The 24,781-nt window shown below is 51.6% G+C and carries 19 protein-coding genes and 1 pseudogene; 3 read left to right on the top strand and 17 right to left on the bottom strand.

Annotation, left to right across the window (positions count from 1 at the left end):
- Positions 1-3: 3 nt before the first annotated feature.
- The 8 genes from D9980_RS14940 to ompC form a co-directional block, all read right to left on the bottom strand.
- Positions 4-1,395 (bottom strand): efflux transporter outer membrane subunit, encoded by a 1,392-nt coding sequence (locus D9980_RS14940; RefSeq protein ID WP_121607713.1) that lies wholly within the window; start codon positions 1,393-1,395, stop codon positions 4-6.
- Positions 1,392-3,347 (bottom strand): ABC transporter permease, encoded by a 1,956-nt coding sequence (locus D9980_RS14945; RefSeq protein WP_121607714.1) that lies wholly within the window; start codon positions 3,345-3,347, stop codon positions 1,392-1,394. Before D9980_RS14945 ends, D9980_RS14940 begins: the two co-directional genes overlap by 4 nt.
- Positions 3,340-4,515: an efflux RND transporter periplasmic adaptor subunit gene (locus tag D9980_RS14950; protein ID WP_121607715.1), complete on the bottom strand. Its 1,176-nt coding sequence runs from the start codon at positions 4,513-4,515 to the stop codon at positions 3,340-3,342. Before D9980_RS14950 ends, D9980_RS14945 begins: the two co-directional genes overlap by 8 nt.
- Complete coding sequence (locus D9980_RS14955; RefSeq protein WP_121607716.1) at positions 4,515-6,662, bottom strand: peptidase domain-containing ABC transporter; 2,148 nt, start codon at positions 6,660-6,662, stop codon at positions 4,515-4,517. The genes D9980_RS14950 and D9980_RS14955 overlap by 1 nt, the downstream gene beginning before the upstream one ends.
- A 24-nt stretch (positions 6,663-6,686) precedes the next feature.
- Positions 6,687-7,634 (bottom strand): ABC transporter, encoded by a 948-nt coding sequence (locus D9980_RS14960; RefSeq protein ID WP_121607717.1) that lies wholly within the window; start codon positions 7,632-7,634, stop codon positions 6,687-6,689.
- On the bottom strand, positions 7,634-8,302 hold the full coding sequence (locus D9980_RS14965; RefSeq protein WP_024485003.1) for a DsbA family protein: 669 nt from the start codon (positions 8,300-8,302) through the stop codon (positions 7,634-7,636). Before D9980_RS14965 ends, D9980_RS14960 begins: the two co-directional genes overlap by 1 nt.
- A gap of 197 nt (positions 8,303-8,499) precedes the next feature.
- Positions 8,500-8,694, bottom strand: coding sequence for a DUF4762 family protein (locus D9980_RS14970; RefSeq protein ID WP_121607718.1), 195 nt, complete (start codon positions 8,692-8,694; stop codon positions 8,500-8,502).
- Positions 8,695-9,242: 548 nt separating this feature from the next.
- A complete protein-coding gene (gene ompC, locus D9980_RS14975) occupies positions 9,243-10,352 on the bottom strand; it encodes a porin OmpC (protein WP_024485002.1) in 1,110 nt (369 codons plus the stop codon).
- A gap of 1,231 nt (positions 10,353-11,583) precedes the next feature.
- Between ompC and D9980_RS14980 the strand changes: the two genes are divergently transcribed.
- The 3 genes from D9980_RS14980 to D9980_RS14990 all read left to right on the top strand — a co-directional run bounded on the left by D9980_RS14980 (position 11,584) and on the right by D9980_RS14990 (position 16,291).
- The gene (locus D9980_RS14980; protein WP_024485001.1) at positions 11,584-12,669 is read left to right on the top strand and encodes an efflux RND transporter periplasmic adaptor subunit; all 1,086 of its coding nucleotides are present in this window, start codon (positions 11,584-11,586) and stop codon (positions 12,667-12,669) included.
- Positions 12,669-15,743, top strand: a complete 3,075-nt coding sequence (locus tag D9980_RS14985; protein ID WP_121607719.1) for an efflux RND transporter permease subunit — start codon at positions 12,669-12,671, stop codon at positions 15,741-15,743. Before D9980_RS14980 ends, D9980_RS14985 begins: the two co-directional genes overlap by 1 nt.
- 83 nt (positions 15,744-15,826) lie before the next feature.
- Positions 15,827-16,291, top strand: coding sequence for a lysozyme inhibitor LprI family protein (locus D9980_RS14990; RefSeq protein WP_121607720.1), 465 nt, complete (start codon positions 15,827-15,829; stop codon positions 16,289-16,291).
- Positions 16,292-16,322: 31 nt separating this feature from the next.
- On the opposite strand, the gene D9980_RS14995 is transcribed toward D9980_RS14990, so the two are convergent.
- From D9980_RS14995 to D9980_RS15030, 9 genes and pseudogenes are all read right to left on the bottom strand, one after another.
- The gene (locus D9980_RS14995; protein ID WP_162304268.1) at positions 16,323-16,988 is read right to left on the bottom strand and encodes a LuxR C-terminal-related transcriptional regulator; all 666 of its coding nucleotides are present in this window, start codon (positions 16,986-16,988) and stop codon (positions 16,323-16,325) included.
- A 54-nt stretch (positions 16,989-17,042) separates the two neighbouring features.
- Entirely contained in the window at positions 17,043-17,756 is a 714-nt protein-coding gene (locus D9980_RS15000) for a LuxR family transcriptional regulator (RefSeq protein ID WP_121607722.1), read from the bottom strand.
- Positions 17,756-18,466: a response regulator transcription factor gene (locus tag D9980_RS15005; RefSeq protein ID WP_162304269.1), complete on the bottom strand. Its 711-nt coding sequence runs from the start codon at positions 18,464-18,466 to the stop codon at positions 17,756-17,758. Before D9980_RS15005 ends, D9980_RS15000 begins: the two co-directional genes overlap by 1 nt.
- Before the next feature lie 56 nt (positions 18,467-18,522).
- A complete protein-coding gene (locus D9980_RS15010; RefSeq protein ID WP_162304270.1) occupies positions 18,523-19,161 on the bottom strand; it encodes a helix-turn-helix domain-containing protein in 639 nt (212 codons plus the stop codon).
- A gap of 804 nt (positions 19,162-19,965) precedes the next feature.
- Positions 19,966-20,337: a fimbrial protein gene (locus D9980_RS15015; RefSeq protein ID WP_238393642.1), complete on the bottom strand. Its 372-nt coding sequence runs from the start codon at positions 20,335-20,337 to the stop codon at positions 19,966-19,968.
- Positions 20,338-20,348: 11 nt separating this feature from the next.
- On the bottom strand, positions 20,349-20,501 hold the full coding sequence (locus D9980_RS26695; RefSeq protein ID WP_162304271.1) for a hypothetical protein: 153 nt from the start codon (positions 20,499-20,501) through the stop codon (positions 20,349-20,351).
- A gap of 30 nt (positions 20,502-20,531) precedes the next feature.
- Positions 20,532-21,056: a fimbrial protein gene (locus tag D9980_RS15020; protein ID WP_121607726.1), complete on the bottom strand. Its 525-nt coding sequence runs from the start codon at positions 21,054-21,056 to the stop codon at positions 20,532-20,534.
- Positions 21,057-21,115: 59 nt separating this feature from the next.
- On the bottom strand, positions 21,116-22,096 hold the full coding sequence (locus D9980_RS15025) for a fimbrial protein (protein WP_121607727.1): 981 nt from the start codon (positions 22,094-22,096) through the stop codon (positions 21,116-21,118).
- Between the two features lie 29 nt (positions 22,097-22,125).
- Positions 22,126-24,719: pseudogene (locus tag D9980_RS15030) on the bottom strand (fimbria/pilus outer membrane usher protein).
- Between the last annotated feature and the right edge of the window lie 62 nt (positions 24,720-24,781).

Here is a 24,781-nt window from a genome sequence, read left to right on the forward strand (position 1 = left end):
ATCTCATCCTGTTATATCACCGTCTTTTTCCACACCGCCGCCCAACGCCAACCACAGCTTCATGGTGGCGTTGAGATAGTTGTACTGCAGATCTGACAAATTGCTTTCGATGGTCAATAACGCATCCTCGGCATCCAGCAAAGTCTGGAGAGAGACCGCTCCGGCCTGATACTGGCTGTTGGCCAGCGCCAAACGCTGTTGACCAAGCCGCAGGTTGCGTTGCTGATTGATTTTTTGCTGTTGATAGCTGAGACGTTGCGACATGGCGTTATCCACGTCGGCCAACGCATTGTAGACCTGGCTGCGGAAAGCGATCGCCGCCTGCTTGACGTCCAAATCGGCTATTTCGATGGTCAGTTGCACGGTATTCCAGTTCAGGAAGGGTAATGCAACGTTGCTCCCCAAGCTTCTGCTTGGGTTGCTGAACCACTGCTGGAAAATCGTGCTGCCCGCATTGAGTGAAGCACTCAGCGAAAGCGTAGGGTAGAAGTTCAAACGCTCCACATCCGACCCTGCCAACGCAGCACGCAGGCTCTTTTCTGCCGCCTGCACATCAGGCCGACGAGCAATGACTTCTACCGGCAAAGCGCTCGCTACCGGCACTTCCTGAGAAATATCAAGGGAGCGTCGTTCGGCCTGACGATCGGTGGGCGAACGGTTGAACAGGATCGCCAGCGCATTACGGTTCTCTTCCCGCTGCTGTTGCAGCGTGCGGTAGGTGTTCTCACGATTGATCAGCGATTGCTGCGCCTGTTGCAGGTCGAGTTGCCCGGCGGCACCGGCGTCATAACGGGATTGCACCATCGCCAGCGTCTGTTGGCCAATTTCCAGCCCTGCCTGCTGTTGCTTGATTTGCTGATTAAGGTTGGCGATCTGCCAATAATACTGCGCCGTGTTGCCGATCAGCGTCAGCGCGGTATTTTGCCGATCCTGTTCCTTGGCCTCAGCCTGCCACTGCGACTGCTCTCTGGTTCGTGCCAACTTGCCCCACAAATCTACTTCATAGCTTAGCTCCAGCCCACTGTTGTAAGACTCTGTGGAGTTCGTATTCTGACGCAGGTTCTTGCTATTACTGACCCCGCCGCTTGCCGTGGCGGTTGGCGTCAGGTTGGTATTCTTCAGCCCGGCCGCCAACCTCGCCTGCTGGAGTTGCAGCCCGGCAATGGCCAGATCGTTGTTGCTGGTCAGCACCCGCCCAATCAGCACGGAGAGCTGCGGATCCTCGAAGTTATCCCACCAGTGGTCAGTGTGTTGCAGATAGCCAGAACCGGTCTCCTGCACTCGCCACTCGGCGGGCACCGACAGCATCGGCCGCTGATAGTCGCTTTTCGTCAAGGCACCACAGCCGCTCAGCAGCAGAGGCAACAGTAGTAGAGGAAGTTTGATCTTCATCATTCGCGCGCCAGCGCCTCCGTTGGATGCAGTCGCGCCGCGTTGCGCGCCGGGAAAAAACCAAACCCCAGGCCGATTAACGCCGAGAACCCACAGGCCAGCACCAACGGCGGCCAGGTAAAAATCATGGTGAACTCCTGTGTCACCAGGGAGAAAATCACCCCGGCCAGCCCAGAGCCAATAATGCCAATCAACCCACCCAGCGAGCAGATCACCATTGCCTCAATCAGAAACTGGCGCATGATGTCCGCAGGCCGCGCGCCGACCGAAAGGCGTATGCCGATCTCATGGGTACGTTCGGTGACAGAAACCAGCATGATGTTCATCACGCCAACCCCGCCCACCAGCAGTGAAATCCCGGCAATGGCGGTGATCAGCAGCGTCATGGAATCCGAGGCTTTACGGATGGCCTTGGTCATCTGGTCATTGGTCTGGGTGAAAAAGTCGCGCCGGCCATGCGCCTGTTCCAACAGCCGTTCGACGCGCCCCTGCACTTCGATAAGCGAGGTCCCTTCATGCACACGCAGCATAATCGACTCGATCGGCATATCGCCGGACATGCGCTCCAACACTGCGGTATAAGGCATCCAGGCGCCCAACATCATGCCGCTGTATTTGCCGCCTTTACGTTCGGCAACGCCGATCACTCGGTAAGGGGTACCCGCAAGCTGGACGATCCCACCCTCAGCCACTTCATCCGGCTCAAACAGCGTGTCGCGTAATTGCGGATCGATAATCACCACCGGCTCACGCTCATCCAGATCGCGCCGGGTAAAGCCGTTACCTGAAAGGAAATTCAGGCCCTGCACACGAAAATAGGCGTTACTGATACCGGAAATCGAAGCCATCGCCTCTTTGCCACCGCGCACCGCGGCCACGGTTTTACTGACCACCGGCGACACGCTGTCGACATAAGGCTGGTGCTCCAACAGCTCAACATCAGCCACCGTCAGCGAGCGGGCGAGATCCGGACGCGGTTTATCCCACCCCAGGCCGGGGCGAACATCTAGGGTACTGCTACCCAACTGGCTAATTTCATTCAGTATATTTTGACGTGCGCCCTCACCCACCGCCATTGACGACACCACGGAAGAGACGCCGATAATGATGCCCAACATCGACAAAAAGGCTCTTGCCCGGTGCCCCAGCAACGCACGCCAGGCCATCTTGACCGCCTCTTGCACGCTCGGCCAGAACGGGTTGCGCCCGGTAGCCGCGGCAACCGGCAACGCAGGTTTGGTTTCCTGTAGGGCTACCGCCTCATTACGCTGGTCGGCCACGATCTCGCCGTCGCTGATTTCGATGATGCGCTGCGCCTGATTGGCCACGTCCCGGTCGTGGGTGACGATAATGATGGTGTGCCCAGAACGGTGCAGAGAATGCAAGATCCCCATCAGTTCCTGACCACTGGCACGGTCGAGCGCACCAGTTGGCTCATCGGCCAGAATAATCTCCGCCCCGTTCATCAACGCGCGGGCAATACTGACACGCTGCTGTTGCCCACCAGAGAGCTGCGCCGGTTTGTAATCCATTCGGTGCTGCAATCCAAGCCGGGTGAGCAGGTATTCGGCCCGCGTCTGGCGTTCTGCCGCAGGCATCGCGGTATACAGGGCAGGAATGGCGACGTTTTCGGCAGCGCTCAGATAGGGCATCAGGTGATAACGCTGGAAAATAAAGCCGATGTACTGGCTGCGTAGCTGGGCCAACTGATCGCTGCTGGCAAGCTGGGTGGAGATCCCCTTGATCTGCATCGTCCCCTGCGTGGGCTTGTCCAGGCAGCCGATGATATTCATCAGCGTGGATTTTCCCGAGCCGGAAGCGCCAATGATCGCCACCATTTCGCCACGCTGAATGGAGAGAGAGATATTTTTCAGCACCGCCACGGTCTGCAACCCGGAGACAAAATGCCGGGAGATCCCGCTCAATGCGATCAAGGGAGCGGATGGCTTAACCATTGCTAGCACTCCCGATGGCATGCTGCGCCAATACTACGCGGTCACCCTCTTTCAGCCCCTCTTTCACTTCGGCAAACTGGCGGTCGTTCAGGCCGATGCGGATCCAGCGTGTTTCAAGCTGTTTGCCGTTCATCACCTGCACCTGATAACGATCTTTACCCTGTTGTTCACCGAAGGCGGCCACCGGCACGCGCAGGGCATTTTTCACCTGTTCGGTGATAATAAAGACCTGAGCGGTCATCGAGGTGCGCAACAGACGTTTGCTGTTGGCAATGGCAAACACGCCGCTGTAATACACCGCCGAAGCTTGCTGATTGGCAGAGCCTGACGAGTTACCTTCCTGCAAGGCTTCGTTCGGGGCTTCCTGGATCGAGCCCATCACGCTTTCGTAACGCTGTTTGGGATCGGCAACAACGTAGAACCACAGCGGTTGCCCGACGCGCACCTTCAGGATATCGGTCTCCGAAATACGGGTGTGTACCGTCATGGTGTCCACATCCGCCAGCACCAGAATGGTCGGCACGGTTTGTGACGATACGATGGTCTGCCCTTCCTTGGTGACGATCCCCAACACTTCGCCATCGATCGGCGCGACGATGCGGGTGAAGCCCAGATTGGCTTTCGCGGTTTGCTGCTCCATCTGCGCCTGAACGATCTGCGCATCGTTGACCTTCAACTGGGCAAGCTGAGTTTGGAACTGCGCCTGCGCCTTCTCCAGATCGCTTTTCACACCTGAACCATCACGATCCAGCTTCATCTGACGCTTCAATTCCTGCTGATACTGCTTGAGCGTTGCCTGGGTGACCTGTTTCTGCGCCTGAGCGCTTTGCAAGGCAGCCTCCGATTTACGCAACTCATTCTGTTGTAAGGTCGGATCGATTTCCGCCAGCAGTTGCCCTCGGGTGACGCGATCGCCCTGCTTCACATACAGCTTTTGCAATTGTCCGTTAACCTGCGCACCGACGCTGACCTGCAGCGCCGGCTTGAGGATACCGGTGGCCAACACAGTTTTCTCGATATCGCCACGGGCGATCTCTTCGATGTCATAGGTATTATTGTGCGTAGGCCCAACGATGAACCAGGCAATCGTGCCGATCAACACCACCTGACACAGCAAGGCAATCGGCACTAGCCTGCGTTTATCCATGCCAAACATTTTCAACTTCATTAACTCACCGCCGTGGTTAACGCCGCTGACGCTTCAAGCTCCGTAGCAACGCTCACTACATGGCCGTTGCTCACGCGGTACACCCGATCGAACATCGGCAATACGCTTTCGCTGTGCGTCACGGTGATCAACGTTTTATGCTGCTCGCGGCAATGTGTCAGCAAGGTGGTCATCACCTGATGCGCCGTTTCCTCATCCAGGTTGGCCGTAGGCTCATCGAGCACCAGCACCGGACGATCGCTGTACATAGCCCGCGCCAGCAGCAGACGTTGGCGCTGCCCCAGCGATAGCCCGGCATGACTCTCACGGATCAGGGCATTCAAGCCCCCCGGCAGTTTTTCTATCACCGAGCTCAGATTCAGCCCTACAAGGGAGCGCTCGATCTGCCGATGTTTGCGCTCATCGAACCCCTCATCAAACAGAGTGATATTTTGCAGCACCGAGGCATTGAACAAGATGTCTTCCTGGCTTTGCAGGAAGAAAAGCGCGTGCACCTGCTGATAATCTAGCGGCTGGCCATCGACAATCACTAGCCCCTGTTGCGGTGCCATCAGGCCTGTCATCACCTTCAGCAAGGTACTTTTCCCCGCACCCGACTCACCCACAATAGCAATGCTTTTCCCGGGTTTGAGCGACAGGGAAAGGTCGTGCAATACCGGCTGCTGGGCGTCATAGGCAAAGGCGATATTTTTATAACGTAACTGCGAAGTGAATTTAGGGATCGGTGCAGGTACCGCATCCTCCGCCCTATCCTGTTCAGGCCGTGATGGGAACAAGTCCCTGGCGCGGGTATCGATCACGTGCAGCTGATTCTTTTGCAGTACGGAGTAGAAAATCTTGGTGATATAAGAGGTGAAGATTTCACGCACAAAACTGTAGGCAAAGAACTCACCCAGCGTGATAGTGCCGTTTTTCAGCAACGGCAACGCCAGCAACATAAAGAACACCATCTCCAGACTGCCTATCAACTGATAGAGGCTGCTTTTGACCTGCTCGTACATCTTCTGCTGCTGGCGACAGGTAAATAGCGACAGAGCAAACTTGGCAAACATCCCCTTGCGCTGGCTGTCCAACCCTGCGGACTTGATGGTGGAGAACCCTTGAATACTCTCCAGGATAAAGTCGCTCTGCTCAGCGGTCTTGACCTGCAACTGTTGGGTGTAAAAACGGTCACGATAGATAGCCCAGACGCTGACCAACCCCATCAGAGTGACCCCCACACCAGACACCATGGCCAGCAGTGGGCTCATGTAGCACATCACCGCCAGTGCGATAGCGCCGATGATCCAATCGGTACGCAGGCCGTTATCCAGCTCGATTTTAGTCCCCGACGCCATCTGCCAGTTGGAAAAACGGCTGAAGACTTCGCCCGGCGCGCGTTTATCAAAGAAGTTCAACGAATTACTGAGCAGGCGCGAGAATCCCGCCACGCTGTTGATCACCACAAAGCGTTTGATAAAGCGCTCGGTGATCCAACGCACTGCAAAGGCCAGCGTGGTCGAAACGACAAATGCCAACAGGAAGTAGAAGTAAGGAAAGTCGGTTTCTCCCGCGCTGGAAAAAACCTGGTTGATAGCGCTGCTGACCATCGTCGGCATAATAAACAGCGTTAAAGAGATCAGAAACGCCAGTATCATAAGCCGGTAAATGCCAGGGATACGCGCGGTTTCTTTCAGGCTCATGGTGTCGGACGCACTGAAGCGTTTACTGGGCTGAACATTGGCCAGCGCCTGGGGGTCAGGCTGGGCTTCACTGTCCAGTACCAACGCATAACCGCTGATTTCCATTTTTAACGCATCAATCGGCAACAGTTGCTGGCCAATGCCCGGGTTCATCACGCAAACGTGATTACCTTTACGGTAGGCCAGCACCACATAATGGCTCGCCCCATAATGTAAAATGGCAGGCAGCGGTATTTCCGCCAGTTCACCGTGCTCGAAGGCCACGGGATAGGCGGGCATCGCCAGTTCAGCCATAATGTCGCACAGTGTGGCCAGCGAGGTGCCATGCTGCGAGGCGGGATAGCGCTCACGCAAGCTTTCCAATGGCGCACTGATGCCCTGCGTTTCCGCCATCATGGCGATGCAGGCCAGCCCACATTCATTCGTTTCGCCTTGAAACACCAGCGCCGGGATTATCTTTTCCATGATCTGACTTCTTTAATTTCCAGGTTATTCATTGATAAAAAATAACGAATGTGAGTGCCATAACAGCCAATCTTCCGGGTGCCTGACGATCGACGTTTCAATCAGCTCCGGCAGTTTGGCTTTCAGGTTGCAGGCCGGTATCGGCGGATAGATGTGGATTTTTATTCCCTGGTCGTAATACAGGTAATAAGAGACCACCTGCGCAGACAAGGCTCTGGCGATACGAATAACGCCGCTGTGCAGGTTGGCCGGGCGATCAAACAGGCGACAACTCAGCTTCGCCGTTTTCGCCTCATTGGTATTAACGGTGTAATCCGGTGAGATGTCGGGGAAAATCATGATATTGCGTTGATGATCGGCCGCCGCCATAATCGCGCTAGTCAAATTGCCGGCAATCGCCCGGTTATCATCATGGATCGAGCAGTAAGTCAGGTTAATTCCCGCTTGCTGTCGCGTTCTTTCCTGATAGACCTCTGCACTGGCAGAAACCACCACCGTTGCCTGCCCCGGAAACACCCCAGCCCCCACCATGCCAGCCAATACGTCAGAGACCATATGCAGCGGTGCAAGCACCACCGGTTGCCCTGCTCGGTGCAAGGGCTCGACGACTGCGTTGAGCTGTACCTGACATTGTTCCAACTGGGCCAGGAGGTGAGCATTACCGGCATAGGCAGCGGCCAGATCCAGCAAGCGACGACGCTGGCTGATCTTGGCAAAATCCACCTTACGGCCATCGGCAATCAGGCATTGCTTATTGGCTGCGGCCACAAAAGCACGCCTGCGCTCCCCCCGGTTATTCAACCGCAGCCAGCGGCTAAGCGCCGCCAGCCCAAGAAACCAACGATAATCGCCATGCCGCAGCAACCAGCAAACGGTCTTATCCTGTGCTCTGCGCAACGGCGAAAAACTCTGCGCGATTTTTGCGAGGGCCTCTCTCCATGCCAGGTAAACCCACACAGCAAAGAAACGCATTATTGCTCCAGCGGTTTATCATGCTGCAGCAGCGACAGCAGGTGATCGGCAAATTCTGGGAAATCGCGATCCTGCAGAGCCAGCCACTTCTTGCTGACGATAAAGGTTGGCGTCGCGTTGATTTTGTAGTGATCGGACACGATGGTCATATAGCTCAGCAACTCTGCGACCTGCGGAGTTTGACTGGCTGCGTGATAAGCCGCGAGATCGATACCATTCTCCATCAACCAGCTATCAAGATTTTGGGGTTTACTCAGATCGCTTTGCTGTTTGATGACGGCGTTATAAGCACTTTCACGGTGCTGAGGTTCAATGCCCATCACCGTCAGGGTGGCAAATAATGGGGCGAAACTTGCCAGACCATTGCTCTGCGCATTATTGAGATGCAGACGGATCAGTTTTGTACCTGCTGGCATACGCGCTTCCAGCTTGGCAATATTCTCTTCGTTTATGGCACAGTAGTGGCAGCCGTAAGAGAATATCTCGACGATGGTATTACCCTCTTTGATCGGGCTATTCTTGATCTCGTCATCGCTGACGGCAACCAGAGCTTGCTGTTCGATGCCCTGATTCAATACAAAATAGTGGAAATAGGCCGTTGTGATCAACGAGGAAATAACGATGATCGCCAAGGTATAAATGAGAAGCAGCAGGGGTCTTTTGAACATAAACCATACATCCTAAAAAAGGCACACCAATGAGATCTTATAACGGAGGGATAGCCATTTTTATTTAGCACGTAGCGCCGTTGGCGAGCCAACAGCCATCACATCCCTGTCCATCAATAAGCAGCATTTTTCAAACAGGCCGATGCAAAAATCCTATCGCATCAGCCCAAACTTATATCCTGAAGCTCAGGAAGAGCTTACGGCCGGCCAGCCGAGCAGTTGGCAGGATCAACAGATGAGCTAGTCTGACTCACAATTCGGCCATTCTTATCCAGACAAGTTCTGACTAGATAGCAAGCACCACCAGCGCCACCCACATACTCAACAGCACAGACTCTTTTACATTTACCGCCAACAATTGTATCTGCTTCGAAGGTATTAACTTTTTTCACAACATCGTCCTTTTTATAAAAGTGAAACAAAAACAGCCCGAGTAACGCCTATCATCAGTGATAGAGTAATCCTACGCTTGATATAAAGGCACGGTTAGCCATACCTTTATTAAAGCGTAGGGAGTTAAGTTAAAGTTAATTGTTTCGCTCTATCAAAAGAGCTCTAACCCAAGGATAGCCCGACGTTTAAAGCAGATCAATAATAATTTTTATGGCAATTGACATATTCTAACCAGATCATAACGCCGCTAATGCAGGATATTTCTCGCTAAATAATAAGATTAAATACAATAGGAAAATACACTACTAGATATACCGTACCAAATAACAATAATTAATAAAGGACAATTCCCTGAGCGTAAAAGCAGCCCCACATCAAGAACGCAAGATATTAAAGAGAATCTAAACGGTATTACGAGGCGATAATCGGAGGGATAAAGCGGAACCACTTGCAATGTTGATAGCACGAGGTGTGCGGCACTGGGCTTTTTATCATACGTAGCGAAGCCCGATACACGGATGTACCGGGCTAAGCCAAACGGACAAGCTTAGAACTGGTAAACGATACCGACCGAGGTCACGTTATCGGTGTTGAGACCCGCCTTGCTGGTAAAGTCGTTTTCATCCAGCAGGTTGATTTTATGATCCACATAGGTGGACATGTTTTTATTGAAGGCATAGGTGGCCCCCAGATCAACATACTTCACCAGGTTCTGGCTGCCAAAGCCCTGAATGTCTTTGGCATTGGACTGTACGTAGGCCACGGACGGACGCAAGCCAAAGTCGAACTGATACTGTGCCACCAGCTCAATATTCTGAGCCTTGTCGGCAAAGCCATAAGCCTGACTATTACGGCTGCCAAAACGGTTAGCGTTATAAGACTGGGTAAACATGGCCGCCAGGTAGACATTATTGGCATCGTATTTCAGACCGGTGCTATAGGCCTGAGCCTTATCGCCATTACCCAGGATTGCCGGGTTGTTGCGGCCGTTCTGGTCTGCCGTGCGATCGGCACTGAAGAACGCACCGGCTGCGCTGATGCCATAACCCAGATCGTAACTGACGGACATGCCGTAGCCGTTACCGTTCTGCGCCAATACATCGCGGTAGTTGTTGGATTCGGAGGCGCTGCCGTTGGTGCCCTGATATTGCAGAGCAAAATTCAGGCCTTCAACCATGCCGAAGAAGTCGCTGTTACGGTAAGTCAGCAAACCGTTGCCACGTTGGAACAGGAAGTTATCGGCACCGTAGGTGTCCCCACCGAACTCTGGCAGTACGTCGGTCCATGCACCGATGTCATACATCACGCCGTAGTTACGGCCATAATCCAGTGAACCATAATTGGCGAATTTCAAACCGGCAAACCCTACGCGGGTAAAGCTGTTGTTGGCTTCGCTTTCTGCCTGGTTCAGGTTAACCTGGTACTCCCACATGCCGAAGCCGGTCAGGCTGTCGTTGATTTGGGTTTCGCCACGCAGGCCCAGACGCATATAAGACTGATCGCCATCAACCGAGTCGTTACTGGAGAAGTAGCGCTGGCCGTCAATCTTGCCGAACAGATCCAGCTTGTTGCCGTCCTTGTTGTAGATTTCAGCAGCGCCCGCGGTGCCTGCAACCAGCAAAGCCGGAACCAACAGTGAAAGTACGCGAATTTTCATAATAGCTCTCTATCTAAAGTTTATATAAAAGTGATTATCGAAATACGGTAAATGCGGATAAAAACGGGAGCCATAATTAGCATGACGAAGTTAACTCCTTACCAGTTTCTTTCTGGTGGAGGAAAGTATATTGAGTAAAATCTCATTGCAATAGTTAAATTCAAATAAATTCAAAATATGTCTGAATATTACACCGTCATAATATTTACCTCGAAATAATTAACATTTAAATTAACAATTAAAAATATAAACCCCGCAATTTAATCGTATCTGTTATATTTTAGTGATAAAATAAAACAACATACATCACAAATAACAACACCAAAGACACATTAACCCATTTAAAATGTAGTAAAAACGAACACAGTTGTTTATTTCATTAAATCAAATTGATAAATAAATGTTAAAAACGACTTTAACTAAGAAATTATTAACACCTCCCTACTGATTAAATACAACCACAATTCAAAAAATAATCATTATTCTCAATGAACTAGGCAATCAATATCATTTCATTAAGATCTTTAGCGTCGATGCGCCTCTAATCATCACACAATTTGTTGGTTTCTTGCGCCAAATCATAATCACAAAATAGTTATGGATTACAATTTCACAACATGTGTAAATGACAATGAATCGTAAACGTAATACCAAATCCGCCATCACGGGATATTTCACAGCCAATAGGATTATTTACATAACATTGCAAAAAGAAGATTCCTAAACAAAACCTAAATAAGATGTCGATTTGTAAAAAAATAGCCAAAACCATAATCCGGAAAATGATTCAGATCATAACCAGGAATCATCTCAATCCGTACCATCATCGGCATCATCCCACCGCGGGTGCTGATTATCTTTTACCGATCATCTTAGCCGGGAAATCATTAGCGTTGATTGATTAGCCATAGCTGAAACCGGGCCAACGGCATGAGCTGAAGATAATTTACTCACGTTGGCAAACGGCATACTAAGCTTGAAGAGTCTACGAGTGGTTGAAACTGAAGGAAACAATAGAGATGGCGCACGCCCGCTAACGGGCAAGGGGAATAGCGCCGGGAGTGCGTGAAATCCGAGGTGGTTGTGTCCTACGGTCACAGTAGCAAGATTACGTTCCCGCAGCAGCGTGAACAAAGGCCGGAGCTGGCCTAGACGAGCGGTAAGACGTGATGCATATGGTCAATAAGTTAGCTCATCGCTCCCCTAAAATCCGATCCTAAGAGATTGCATCGTGAATATAAAACTGGTTGCCGTTGTGCTTTGCACACTTTTTCTTACCGCCTGTGACAGGGAGACGCCTAAAGAACTCGAAAGCGTCCGTCCGGTGAATATCTTTGAAGTTAGCAACAGTGCTCAGCAAGGAGTACGCATCTTCCCAGCCAGGATTATCGCGGGTGACCGTACCGACCTAGCCTTTAAGCGCCCAGGGCAACTGCAGCAATTGCTGGTACGTGAAGGGGAGCAGGTCAGCAAGGGGCAAGTGATTGCCGAACTAAACAGTAATGACGCACGCCTGCGGTTACGTGATCGACAGGCCACGTTCGATCTGGCGCAGGCGCAATTCAACCGTTTCGCCACCCTGAGTGCCCGCAATGTCATTCCCCGCGCCGAACTGGATGTTCATCGTGCAGCGCGTGACTCGGCCCAGGCCGCCTTGAAGTTGGCCAGGGAAGAAGTGAACGATATGCAAATCCGTGCACCCTTTACCGGTGTGATTGCCACGCTCACTGCCCGTAACTATCAAGTGATCCCGGCAGGCCAACCGATAGCGACCCTGAACTCGCTGGATTCGCTGGATGTGGTCTTCAGCATCCCCGAAAATCTGTTCATTGTGATTGATGAAAACAATGCACAGTACCAGCCTATTGTTCTTCTGAACAACTTGCCGGGCCGCGAGTTTACCGCCCGCTATAAAGAACACACCACCAATACCACCGCGGGCTCATTGACCTATCAAATGACCCTGACGATGCCGCGCCCGCAAGACCTGCCAATGCTCTCGGGAATGAGTGGCAGCGTGAAAATCAATCTCGGTAATCTGGCCGGGGCTTCGCAGAAGGCCAATGTCATTGTGCCCGTAGAAGCGATATTTAACCCAGATAACAGCCCACGCAATCAGCCCCATGTGTGGGTGATCAAGGAACGTGATGGCAAACTGTTTGTGGAATCTCGTCAGGTTGAAACCGGACAACTGACCGCGAACGGAATACAGATCGTATCCGGTCTGGCCGATGGTGAACGGATTGTCGCCGCCGGTACTCGCGAACTGCGCCCCAATCAGGAAGTGCGCGCCTGGGTCCGTGAGCGAGGTCTGTAATGAAACTGACAGAGAACTTTATCAACAACGGCACCCGGATCTGGCTGGCGATCCTGCTGCTAGGTATTGGCGGCGTGCTGGCGTTTCTCAACATCGGCAGGCTGGAGGATCCGGCCTTTACCATCAAGACTGCGGTGGTAGTCACCCGCTATGACGGCGCTTCAGCCCAGCAAGTGGAGGAAGAAGTCACCCTGCCGCTGGAAAATGCCATTCAGCAGTTGCCTTATATCGATAACGTCACCTCCATCTCCAGCGTGGGGCTGTCGCAGATCACCATTAATATCCGTGCCGAATACGGAGCCGCCGAATTGCCGCAAATCTGGGATGTGTTGCGCCGGCGTATTGGCGATGCCGCGATACGGTTGCCGCCCGGTGCCAGCCCTCCGATAGTGAACGATGATTTTGGTGATGTGTATGGCTTCTTCTTCTCGCTGTATGGCGACGGCTTTAGCAATCAGGAGCTACGCAACTTTGCCGAGCTGTTACGCCGTGAGTTAGTGGTGGTGCCAGGCGTGGGCAAGGTGGGGATTGTCGGGGTGATCCCGGAAGAGGTGCAGATTGAGATTTCCCGCGCCCAGATGACCGCCGCCAATATTATCCCACAGCGGCTTTACGATCTGTTGAGCCGGCAGAACGTGGTGTCCAACGCCGGGGATCTGTTGGTGGGCAGCGAGTCGATCAGGCTGCATCCCACCGGGGAATTTGCCAGCGTGCAAGAATTGGGTAATCTGCTGATTAGCGAGCCGGGCAGCCCGCGCAGCGTTTACCTGCGCGATATCGCCACCATCAGCCAGGGCGTAACCCACTCCCCCAATAATATCTACCGTGCCAACGGGCGGCCTGCGCTCTCTATCGGCGTATCCTTTGCCCCGAATGTGAACGTGATTGTGGTGGGCGAAGCGGTCAAGGCCCGGTTGGCCCAACTGCAAGCCGAACGCCCCGCCGGGATGGATATCAGCGTTTTCTACGATCAGTCCCATGAAGTAGAAGGCGCGGTGAACGGTTTTATCACGAACTTCTTGCTGGCGCTGCTGATCGTGGTCGGCACCCTGCTGATCTTTATGGGGGTGCGCAGCGGGCTGGTGATCGCCGCCTCGCTGGCGCTGAACGTGCTTGGCACCCTGCTGATCATGAAGCTGTTCAATATTGAGCTGCAGCGTGTTTCGCTCGGGGCGCTGGTGATCGCCTTAAGTATGTTGGTGGATAACGCCATTGTGATCGTCGAGGGTGTGCTGGTTGGGCGGCAACAGGGTGAGAAGACCCTGCAGGCCATTAATAACGTGGTCAAACGCACCATGTTCCCGCTACTGGGGGCGACGGTGATTGCCATTCTGGCATTTGCGCCGATCGGCTTATCCAACGATGCCACCGGCGAATACTGTAAGTCACTGTTCCAGGTATTGCTGATCTCGCTGATGCTGAGCTGGTTCACCGCCTTGACCCTGACGCCGGTATTCACCAAATGGGCGTTTGAAAAACAGAAAATGGCCGAGCCAAAACCCGATGAGCCGGTCAAATCGCCTTATGATGGTTGGCTGTTCCGCGTCTATCGCAACCTGTTGGGCAAACTGCTGCGCCAGCGCACTATTACGCTGGGGGTGCTGGCCGCGTTGATGGTTGTTTCGGTGATCGGTTTTGGCAACGTGCGCCAAAGCTTCTTCCCGCCGTCCAATACGCCGATCTTCTTCGTCGATCTCTGGCTGCCCTACGGCACCGATATCGCCTATACCGAAAAGATTGCCGCCGAAATCGAGCAGCATATCCAGGCGCAAGACGGCGTCAGCGATACCATGGTCACCATCGGCCAGGGTGCGATGCGCTTTATGCTGACCTATAACGCACAGCGGCAATATTCCAACTATGCGCAGATCATGGTACGAGCCAAACAGCTCAACCAAATTCCCGGCATGATCGGCCAAATAGAGGGCTACGTACGCAATAATTTCCCCCAGGTGAACGCCCAGGCTAAACGCATCATGTTCGGGCCTTCGAATAACAGTTCCATCGAAGCGCGCTTTATCGGCCCCGATCCGAACGTGCTGCGCACGCTGGCGGCCAAGGCAGAAACCATCGCCAGCGCAGACCCCAATGCCGACGGAGTCATGCACGACTGGCAACAGCGCAGCAAGGTCATTCGCCCGCAGTTCTCGGATTATCTTGGCCGTGAATTAGGGGTGGATAAACGCGAAATCGACAGTGCACTACGCATGAGTTTTGGCGGGATCGCCGTTGGCCTATATCGTGATGGCACACGGTTAATGCCGATTGTGTTAAGAACGCCGGACTCGGAGCGGCTGAATGCGGAACGGTTGAACGACGTGATGATCTGGAGCCAGGCACGGCAGGCGTTTATTCCTATCGACAACGTGGTCAACGGCTTTACTACCGAGTGGGAAGATCCTCTGATCATGCGTCGGGATCGCAAACGTACCCTGACGGTTCAGGCCGATCCAAGCTCCCAGAGCGGTGAAACCTCTGCCGAACTGTTGCAACGCATCAAACCGGATATTGATGCCATCCCATTACCGCGTGGCTATGAACTGAATTGGGGCGGCGACTATGAAAGTACCAAGGAAGCCCAGGCCGGGTTGTTCACCAGCCTGCCGGTGGCCTTTGTGATCATGTTCATCATCACCGTGCTGATGTTCAGCTCGCTGAAAAATGCCGTCGCCATCTGGCTGACCATTCCGCTAGCGTTGATTGGGGTAACCGTGGGCTTCCTGCTAACCGGTATTCCGTTTGGCTTTATGGCGCTGATCGGCCTGTTGAGTTTAAGCGGCATGTTGATCCGTAACGGCATTGTGCTGGTAGAGGAGATTGGGTTGCAGCGGCAGGAAAAACCGATCCTGGAGGCCATCATCGACGCCGCTACCTCACGTTTGCGCCCTATCCTGCTGACGGCCTTTACCACCGTACTCGGCCTGGCCCCACTGCTTAGCGATGCTTTCTTCCAAAGTATGGCGGTGGTGATCATGTTCGGCCTGGGCTTTGCTACCGTGCTGACTCTGCTGGTATTGCCGGTGATCTACAGTTGCATGAACTCCGACAAGCAAAAGGTGGCGACTGAAGCTTGATATCGCACTCTACGTAGGGGCGCCGCATGTGAACTGACCCCCAAATGTTGGACAAACATCTGACATTTGGAGGAGCAGTTCTGATGAAGTATTCACTTCAGTTCAAACTTGACGCGGTCCGGCACTATCTTGCCGGACTCGGCAGTTCAAAACCAAACACGGAGAAGTGCAAAGTGATTAAAGAAACAATCTTGGGATGTTCGCTGCTGTTGGTCTCTGCCACTGCGTTGGCTGGTGGTTGTGACAGCCCGCGCACCCCTTATGACGTGACCTACTGCGCGGCATTGGAGATGGTGCAACTGGATCAAGAGATCAACGTGCAATACAAGAAAGTGATGGGACTGCTGACTCAACCACAAAAGCAGACACTGAAGCAGTCGCAGATCGAATGGCTGAAAAATCGGGACAGCCAATGTAGCGACGACTCCATGATCAATGTCGCCTGCTCAAACAAGACCATGCAAAGCCGTATCGATTTTCTGAAAAGCGTAGAGCGGGAATGCAAGAGTACCGGCTGTGACAGCAAAAAACTGGCTCAGCAGCAGTAAGAGGTTCGGGGCGCCTATGCTGCGCCCCGCATCAAAAACCCGGGCGTCTCACTCTCAATTTAACCACTTTGTCGGGAAGTGCTTTAATCAGTCTGCCGCTTTCATATTCGTTCTGAATTGCGACGAATACCGGTTTCAGCGCGACCAATTGCGCATAGTGGCTGATCCCCATTTTATGCAGCGCGCGACTTTTTTGGCCGGAAATGGTCTTGATACTTCGCATCATCAAACCGGCGATTTCGGATAGAGAAAAACCCTCGAGGAAATAACGCATGATGCGAGATTCCATTGGGGACAAGCTCGCTATCTTAATCCGTTGACGACGGCCTGCGGGTTGTTCAATCAAGGAGGGTATTTCAAGACCATCAATAAGATGGAACTGCTTGTGCCAATCTGCCAATGGCAATCTCAAGGTGATCACCTTATCTATTCCCCAATCACGTAATCGTGATACCAGATAGGGGATATCCACATCGATGGTGACGATTAAACGTGGTTTAGGATGTATGGTCTGTAAACGTTGGATCAAACGGATAGCACACGGTAAATTGGGCTGATAGATATGTAACGATATGATCAGCAAATCAACCGGGTACTCCAGCAGTTGTTGCAACACCTGTTCTTGATAGTTCTCACTCTGCCAGGACAGCTTGCAGGAGCATTGGCTAAACAGCGCTGGCAAAGCGATACGCACCATTTGGCACGGCGAAACCACCGCTACTTGCAAAGTTGGACTCCTGAGCTCCATAAATCAAAGTCCTGCCACTAAAGCGCGTTGAAGAGCATAGGCAACGTCTTTAACATCACCAGCCAGTAGGGCATCCTGCTGAGCAATGCGAAAAAGCTCGGCATCACAGTGGACACCCAGCTTGCGCATAATGCTGCATTTATGCGCGCTGATGGTTTTGATACTGCGATTTAATAATTTCGCGATCTCCGTCAGACTCAAGCCGGAATACAAATGGATCAGTACGTTGCGCTCACTGCGGGTCAACGAGCATTGATCCAGCGGTTTCAGCGCATTCATATTGTTGAGACACAGTTTGATGCTTGGGCTATGGACGTGTCCCCCCGTTAATGCCTCAGTCAAATCCTGACGTATTTGCTCCGGCGTTTCCTGCTGGGCAATCAGGCTGATCCTTTGCATAGATTGCAATGTTGACAGGATCGCCACATCGCAACAGGTGGTGTAGACCACAATATTTAATGACAGGCATTGCTCATGTAGCATTGCTAGCCGCAGGGCTATGGTGGCCATTTCCTGTGGCGATCCGCTCAGATCGACTAATAACACCGAAACGGTGGCCTGTCTTAGTCTATCCCCCAGGCCGGTTAAGGACATCGTGGCCATCTGGCAGCGATGGCCGAGCTGTAAATCCTCAATATAATACGCAAGGCCCAAAGCCATCAGCGGGTTGCAAGCCAAGACACCTAAATTGATATTTGATGATTGAGATTTCATCATTATTGCCCGCCATTGACTGCAGTGCCCGCAACAGACACCTGTGCTGCCCAGCGATAAAGATCGCTATCGCTATACAGTTCGAGCTTGAACATGGCATTCCGTTTATGCGCGCTAACGGTGCGTATATCACGCTGTAGTGCCTGAGCCGTTGTGGTCACGCTTTTCCCTTTAAACAAAAGCTCAAGAACATCCAGCTCACGATGGGTCAATGGATAGGGGTAGGCCTTGCTGTTTGTGGCTAGCGTACCGGTCTGGAAGCTGTAATGATAATGACCGGCCATCACCTGAAATACGCACTGTGCCAATGCTGACAACGGTTCGTTTTTAAGGTAAATACCACTCACCCCCATCGTAACCAATTGTTTCAACAACCGACTATCCGTCAAGCAGGTGCACACAATCAGACGGATTTTAGGCCAGCTGCTGATGAGTTGGCTAATCACACGTAAGCTCTCTAGCACCGAATCACCACTACCGCATAACTCTATCATCACCAAATCAGCTTGGTATCTGTGCATCAACTCCAATACACCCGTTACCTTGGGAGTCGTTTGGTAAGCCTCGACCTGAATGCCTGATTGAGCAAACCCATGGCGGATCCCAATCTGGATCATCGGACAATTATCAATAATCAATACCTGCCTGATATAGCATGTTTTATCCGCTTGGGCATATAAAACAGGCGCCACGATTTCTTTAAATGCCGTCATATATTTCATTCCATTATTTAACAATCAGTCATACTTCGCAGAACTTCAAAAAATTATCAAAATCGTTTAGGCAAGGCATTTATTTTCATCAGCAGTCCATTCTTAATATCGATATAGCCCCCTGATTTTAACGACGCCAAAGTGTTCATGATGCCACTCCGGGACAGCCGACTTCTATCTTGAATATACTTCAATGCAGTTGTGCTCGCCCTTATTTCAAAGCATTCAATACTGAGGGACATCAACAGATTACAGATTAACTCATAATTACTAACACCGACTGTTTCCCGCTGATACTCACTAAACCGCGTGGTAGAAAGCATCAACATATAACAAATGGTTTTCCAGATATTTTCTTTGTCTGCATAATCGAAAAAATCATCTACCGTTATGACTCCGTACTCGACATCGCTAACGGCCAAAATATGGATATCGGGTTTAGCATGATAAATATCTTGCAACCCCATAAAGCAAGGGGCTCTTACCGTTGATAACACCAGAGAATCTTCTACTCTTCTCACAATGCAACTGCCGCTGTAAAGTAAAAAACAGATCCTTTTATCCTTCTGTTCCAACTGAAAGCGTTGTCCCGCCCGTGCAACTTTCACGGGGACAATCGGTTTAAGTGACGCTAATATCTCCTCAATCACGGTGTGGGGTTTTGAGTAAGCTATAACCTTACTGAAATCATACATATCATTTACTCGAATGAACGATGGAATACTCTTATGGATAGTAACGGCACCATAACGTAATGAGAATAACTCAATGCCGATAAAATAGATTACCATCAATAAAATTAATATAATAAAGTCTCAACCAGTTCACGCTTTCGATAATAATCAAATAGCTTCCCTGCCTGGATGTCCCATAAAAATAAAAACGCAGCCTTCATCATCAGAAATAGATATTCCAGATAATAATACCACCCTTAGCTCTAAGCATTATCTTATATCGATAGAGTGAGCTCAAAGGTTTTCTGGTGTTTTTTTACACCCTCCATCCAAAAATGGACAACGATTTATGTAAGTTTTTTCATCACCCACATTTTTAAAATCATGCACCTTGTTAAAAGGGAGCACAGCGCGATGTTCCTGATATGAATTCAGATGTCGTCAAAACTCATCGCTGTTCGGCATGTTAAAAAAATCGGTAATCATTGGCATCGGTTAGTATTAATTAGAATCAACACATTATCTAATAAGTACTGAACATCCCGCTTGATATTGGGAGGGTTGAATAGATAATACCGGCATGAAAATATTTACTGGTGTGCGGGTTAGAACCTTGATATCAGACCGGACGCGGCCTTGACTAGAGCTTATTGATAGGTAAAGTGCATCTGCACTGCAGGGTGAAATGATCATGCCGTAGCATCATTAACATTAATCAATCACCCGCCCAAAGCACAGGGCATCGACTGGCATGGTGTGAGAAGCTCAAGCTGCCATGCAGACAGACCAACGCAGTGAGCGCCCACCGCGTTGGTCATATCTAATTTACTGATAGGTAAAATTCACCAGTACCGTACTGGATATTTTCCCGGCTTGAACACCCCCACTGGGGGTATACAAGCGCGCCGCTAACGGGAAACTTGCCGTATTACTCACGCTGTCGATATCAACAGTCATGGTGCTGTTATCCGACAACACGACACCGCGATTGGCATCCTCAGCCAACTGTACGGCTATATGGCTGGCCGCAGTGGCTGACGGTTCAGTATTGGCGAACAGGGTTGCATCCACACCATCCTGTACACCGGTAAAGGTTACAGTGGTTTTAGTGGTTCCCGCCGGACAGGCTGTCAGGCTAAGGGCAAAAGGTTGCCACTCACCGGCATTGCCAGCGTGTTGGAATCCGAGCCGTCCCAACGTTCCCAGATCTACCGACTGCCCCCCACCAAAACCGGGCTGACAGTACAGGATGCAGCAATAACCTTACCGGTGATTGTCACATCAGCAGCTTTTGCTGCTGTGCCCGGCAGGACCGCGAGGGCGGGAAGTAGCATGTTGAGAAAAAACACACGTTTTAACATGAGCAGCTCTCCTGCCAGGTAATTGGCAAATCAGTTGTAGGTGAAGTTCATCAGTACGACGGTATTGATATCCCCTACACTCGCCCCACCTGGGGTACTAAAAGGACGCGCCTGCAGGTCGAAAGTGGCATTTTTGCTACCGTCCACATTCACTGTCATAGTGCTGTTTTTGCCTTTGTCAGCCGGGGTGCCAGAGCGGTTTTGTACCTGCACAGACACGTTGGTAGCATAACCCGTACCGGTCGTGTTGGCATATTTGGCCGCATCAGCGACATCGGCCGTGCCGTCAAATGTCGCAGTGACTGAAGAGGTCCCCACCGGACAATTACTCAGGGTCACGTCAAAAGTTTTCCAGTCACCGGAAGAGCTTGGTGGGTTCAAGGTTGCAGCAGTGACATCAGGCATCGTGACCGTGTAGGCCCCACTGTTGTTGATAGTACAGGCCGCCGCGATAACTTTACCGTTAATGTTAATGGTGGTATCAGCCGCGTGCGCAGCCAGAGAACAGGAACCTACCACCAGAGCAGCAATCAGTCCTTTAGCAAACTTATTCATTTTAAAACTCCTTTATATAATTAACTGCCTGAAAGGCAATGGTCATTTCTAATAAAAAATCAGTTATAAACAATGGTTGCATAGGCAATCGCACTGACAGCCCCTACATCAACATTATCGGTTAATGCATAATAGCGGGCCGTCATCGGCACGGTAAAACTACCATTGCTCAATCCCAGATTGAGAAAATTGCCCGGCGTTGTTGGCACTGGCGTGCCATCTTTCAATATTTGCACCCCAACACTGGCCGCATTGGCACTGCCACTGAGATTACGGAATACCGCATTAGTGTCATCCGCAATATCACCGCTGAAAGCCAGAGATATGTTAGTAGCCGTTGTGCACGACAATGGAATATAGAAGGTTTTATCTTTACTGGTATTCCCCAGAGCAGCCAATTGAGATGTATTAGTATCTTCAAGAGGTACCGAAATTGCCGACTGAGTTACTGTGCATGCCGGTACCGTGGGTACAATAATAATCTCGCCCGCCAGATACAATTCAAACCACGGTACGTTATTAATTGAGGCATTCATAACGATCTGTGCACCAAATTCGCCTGGTTCTATTGGACCTGTTTTTATAAAGTCAATTTTTGCAGTCCCTCCGGCTGCTCCTGGACCACCAACTAGCATTGTTACTGTTCGTGGCCATACACCTTGCAATGCAGAGGCCCATCCATCAGTTATCGACCCTCGATAGGCTATCCCCGGAATGGTAGTGGGATAAAGATTCCCATTAGGTACCCCCTCCCCCGTAAGTCTAAATACACCTGATGGGGTATTATACGCAACAGGGCAATCACCGAGGGCTGAAAACGGAGCCCACGTTAAGTTGGCAGTTGCCACCACACTCCCTATTGCCAGCGAGGGGTTTAAATTAATTTTCGCGGGAGCATTCATGGTCTGACGAAAAGGCGTGCAAGCCTCTGCCGACGTAACCACTGACATATTCACCACACCCGCCATCACTGCCGTCATGAACAGCCCGAATGCTTTTTTCTTTTTAAGAAAAGCTGTTATACAAATAAATTTCTTCATGTTTATTCCTCATAATCAATGGCGACAGATCACCGGCACTGACCATTTATATTTGCTATGCCGCTAATTGCTTTCGGCACACTGTACATGACGGTACATTGATCATCGGCTCCGGAACCCCACTTCACCTTCAACTGGCCGTTTTGCCCCAGCCCGGTGAGATACACCTGCCCTGCATCCCCCACAATAAAGCCCTGTGCGTTCTTGGTATCCTGGCTGGTCACAATGGCCCCGAAAGGTACCGGCTGACCGTTTGTACGGAGCAGCGTCATCAATATCCGGTAACCGACGCTGGTCTGATACGTCGCTTTCACCACGGCACCCCGCGTTGGTATAACGGTTTGAGTAGTGATAGCCACTTCAGTATCGTCACCGAAGGTTTGGGTATTGAGCGTGACATCATTCTTGCGATATGGGCTGGCATACGGCACCACGGCATAGCCACGGAAATCAGTCTTAACCCCAGTCTGGCCTTGTACGCTGACACCTTTTGCTTGCGGTGCAACTACCAGAGCCACGGTTTCACCCAGTGGTTGGCCAAAGGTCACGCCGTTCTCATGGGCGATAATCCCGCCCTGCGCACCGTAGTTCAGGCGCTGGCTGTTATGGTCATAGGTATATCCACCACTGATTTCACCATAGGCCGCACGCCAATCGGTATTCACAGCACCGCTGTTACCTTGCCCCTGTGAACCATAGCCCTGCTGCACACTCCAGCTCAGGTTGTTGTCTTCCAGCGTAGTACCGCCGACACTCACACTATTGGTGGTATTACCTTCCTTGCTGGTATTGAGCATGTAGTTGGCATAGATGGTTGAGGTCTTATCGCCAAACAGCTTGCTCAACGGAACACTCACATTAAAGGCAAACAGCTGATCTCTATCGTAAATACGACCACTACTGCGCGAGTCGGAACCGTAGTTCACCGTCGAGTTAAGGTTATAGGTATAGCTCAGCCCATAACTGATACCGTCCCTGGAGTTGTTATAACTGGCGGTGTACGACTCCATACGCCGGTCAGTATTCCAGTAATCTTCTCGCGCCGCGGTCAGGCCGAGGTTGCCGCCACCTTCCCATAAATCCTGTGACACAGTCAGCTCAGCACGGTTTCGGCGGCGTTCCTGCAACGAATAGGAGCTACCGTCTGTGTAGGTATCCAGCACTTCCTGCATGCCCCAATAGCCGTCGGTAGCATAGCGATAGCCAGCAATGGCGAAGTTGGTGCCGGTCTGTACGAAGTTTTTGCTGTAACGTACGCGCCAGGACTGGCCGCTCTCTTTATCCTGATTTTTTTGCTTCGCCCAGGACTGGGTAACATCGATGGACAAGGCCCCTAAATCTCCGAGGTTTTTGCCCAGGCCCAGCGCTACAGACTGATACTTGCTGCTGAACTGCCCACCGCCGTAGGCGGTAAAACCGGCTGGCAGACCATAAATCACCGTCCCTTCGGTCAACGGTGTTTTATCCACACTATTGTCATAGGAACGGTAAACGCCAGTAACCACCGCATATTTCAAGCGGCCTTCACGCTGCAGCACCGGCAGGGAAGCGTAAGGGATCACCAGTTGCTGTTCGCTGCCGTCGGATTCTTTGATCGACACATACAGATCGCCGGATCCGCCGGTCGGATACATATCGTTAATTTCAAAACTGCCTGGCGTGACATAAGTCTGGTAAATGACGTAACCGTTCTGGCGGATGGTCACTTGTGCATTGGTACGAGCAATGCCACGCACAATGGGAGCATAACCACGCAGACTCTCTGGCAGCATCTCGTCGTCGGAGGCCAGTTGGGCGCCGCGGAACGGGATGCTGTCAAACACATCTGCGTCAGTGGAGCTGTCACCGGCGGTCAACTGGCTTTTGAGCGCCATAATGTCACGCTGAGCGTAGGTATAAACCGTGTCCCAGTGATCTTCAGCCTTGCCATCGCTACCACCGCTATCGTTACGGTTCCAAGTGGTGTAATTACGCAGGCGCCATGCACCAATATTGATGCCGGGGCGCAGGTTCATGTACTGGCTGTTGCTGTCGTTGCCCTGCCCGTTTTTGGCATAGTTGTTGGAACCCGACAGGCTGTAGTTCAGTAAGACCGCAGGGATCCCTTCATCCCAATACTTGGGATCAACCGTACCACGCGCCGAGTTGTTCACGGCCATCTGGGGAATACTCAACAGTAACTGCTGCACAGTAAGGCGGAGCTCGCTGCTCGCCTGGGGATTTCAGCCAGGTTGGCGCAAGCGCTGCCCGGTGCGCCGAGCCCAGGAAATTTGTTGGTCATCACACCCCAGTTGGTCAAATCATCAACCGGGATACAGGGCTGCAGGGATTCTTGGCCTTTGCTGTCGCGGGCCAGTCGGAATTCAACGTTTCGTGTTTCTACTTTTTCGTTATTGAGAAAAATGTCAACGCGATAGGTACCGGGCAGTTGGCCCCCTTTATCCTCAAAGGATGAAAGGTCAATGGCGTTCTGTCCTGGAGTACCTAGCTCCAGCAGAGCAGGGTTAAATACGTCCCGCGCCTGTGCATTCATCATTGTCCCTGTGAGCAGCGCCATTTGAGCCGCAACAAAACAGGCTAGCCGGCTGAGACGCAACCGTACATGACCGTTATTCTTTATCATCCTTAATTACTCCCTTGCTCACGAAGGTTATTTTCCCTTCCGACACCTGAACATTCACTCCT

Origin of the sequence: Serratia sp. 3ACOL1, assembly GCF_003668775.1 — a bacterium.
GTDB lineage: Bacteria > Pseudomonadota > Gammaproteobacteria > Enterobacterales > Enterobacteriaceae > Chania > Chania fonticola.

Excerpts from the sequence above, each read along its gene's own strand:
- D9980_RS15000 (WP_121607722.1), bottom strand. The coding sequence starts at position 17,756 with ATGATGAAATCTCAATCATCAAATATCAATTTAGGTGTCTTGGCTTGC.
- D9980_RS14950 (WP_121607715.1), bottom strand. The coding sequence starts at position 4,515 with ATGAAGTTGAAAATGTTTGGCATGGATAAACGCAGGCTAGTGCCGATT.
- D9980_RS14955 (WP_121607716.1), bottom strand. The coding sequence starts at position 6,662 with ATGGAAAAGATAATCCCGGCGCTGGTGTTTCAAGGCGAAACGAATGAA.
- D9980_RS15010 (WP_162304270.1), bottom strand. The coding sequence starts at position 19,161 with ATGTATGATTTCAGTAAGGTTATAGCTTACTCAAAACCCCACACCGTG.
- D9980_RS15005 (WP_162304269.1), bottom strand. The coding sequence starts at position 18,466 with ATGACGGCATTTAAAGAAATCGTGGCGCCTGTTTTATATGCCCAAGCG.
- D9980_RS15020 (WP_121607726.1), bottom strand. The coding sequence starts at position 21,056 with ATGAATAAGTTTGCTAAAGGACTGATTGCTGCTCTGGTGGTAGGTTCC.
- D9980_RS14940 (WP_121607713.1), bottom strand. The coding sequence starts at position 1,395 with ATGATGAAGATCAAACTTCCTCTACTACTGTTGCCTCTGCTGCTGAGC.
- D9980_RS14960 (WP_121607717.1), bottom strand. The coding sequence starts at position 7,634 with ATGCGTTTCTTTGCTGTGTGGGTTTACCTGGCATGGAGAGAGGCCCTC.
- D9980_RS26695 (WP_162304271.1), bottom strand. The coding sequence starts at position 20,501 with ATGTTAAAACGTGTGTTTTTTCTCAACATGCTACTTCCCGCCCTCGCG.
- D9980_RS14965 (WP_024485003.1), bottom strand. The coding sequence starts at position 8,302 with ATGTTCAAAAGACCCCTGCTGCTTCTCATTTATACCTTGGCGATCATC.
- D9980_RS14945 (WP_121607714.1), bottom strand. The coding sequence starts at position 3,347 with ATGGTTAAGCCATCCGCTCCCTTGATCGCATTGAGCGGGATCTCCCGG.
- D9980_RS15025 (WP_121607727.1), bottom strand. The coding sequence starts at position 22,096 with ATGAAGAAATTTATTTGTATAACAGCTTTTCTTAAAAAGAAAAAAGCA.
- D9980_RS14990 (WP_121607720.1), top strand. The coding sequence starts at position 15,827 with ATGAAGTATTCACTTCAGTTCAAACTTGACGCGGTCCGGCACTATCTT.
- D9980_RS14995 (WP_162304268.1), bottom strand. The coding sequence starts at position 16,988 with ATGGTGCGTATCGCTTTGCCAGCGCTGTTTAGCCAATGCTCCTGCAAG.
- D9980_RS14985 (WP_121607719.1), top strand. The coding sequence starts at position 12,669 with ATGAAACTGACAGAGAACTTTATCAACAACGGCACCCGGATCTGGCTG.
- ompC (WP_024485002.1), bottom strand. The coding sequence starts at position 10,352 with ATGAAAATTCGCGTACTTTCACTGTTGGTTCCGGCTTTGCTGGTTGCA.